This is a genomic window from Burkholderia sp. BC1, from assembly GCF_052683555.1.
Genome location: NZ_JBQYLP010000189.1, coordinates 1 through 702, shown reverse-complemented (window position 1 = coordinate 702; position 702 = coordinate 1). Strand labels below are relative to the sequence as shown.

The 702-nt window shown below is 69.2% G+C and carries 1 protein-coding gene; it reads right to left on the bottom strand.

The window, feature by feature from the left end:
- Positions 1–244: 244 nt before the first annotated feature.
- Positions 245–702, bottom strand: a 458-nt coding sequence (locus tag ACSHSS_RS30280; protein ID WP_445545976.1) for a PfkB family carbohydrate kinase, incomplete at its 5' end; no start/stop codon positions are given.

Here is a 702-nt window from a genome sequence, read left to right as displayed (position 1 = left end):
CGGCTACGTCTGCGATGACCGCCGAGCCGAATAAATCAGCGTTTCCCTAGACAACTTGATGGTATTCGCGCTTATTTTTCGTTTAATACGTCTGTTTATTACAGATTGCTGAATAATTGCATGGACGGCGACGCATGCCTTCGCAGCCGAGCCGCGAAGGCGGATGCGAGGGGACGACGATGCGGGAGGCGGAGCGCGGCCGCCGTCCGACGTGACGGAGCGGCCGCGAAGGGACGGAAATGCGTCAGTCGCCGAGTTCGGCGAGCGTCGGGATCGACGGCTGTGCGCCGGCACGCGTGACCGATACCGCGGCCGCGCGCTGGGCGAAGCGGATCGCGTCGTCGACGTTCGCGCCGGCCGCGAGCCGTGCCGCGAAGCCGCCGATGAACGTGTCGCCGGCGGCCGTCGTGTCGACCGCGCGCACGACCGGCGCCGGATAGTGTCGCGCGATGCCGTCGGCCGTCAGCGCGAGCACGCCGCGTTCGCCGAGCGTGATCAGCACGTTGCGCGCGCCGCGCGCCTGCAGCGCCCGCGCCGCGACTTCCGCGTCGGTCGCATCGCGCACGGGGCGGCCGGTCAGCGCAGCGGCTTCCAGTTCGTTCGGAATCAGATAGTCGACCAACGCGAGCCAGTCGGCCGGCAGCGGCGCGACGGCCGGCGCCGGATTGAGCACGACCGTGCGGCCGAGCCGGCGTCTTGCGT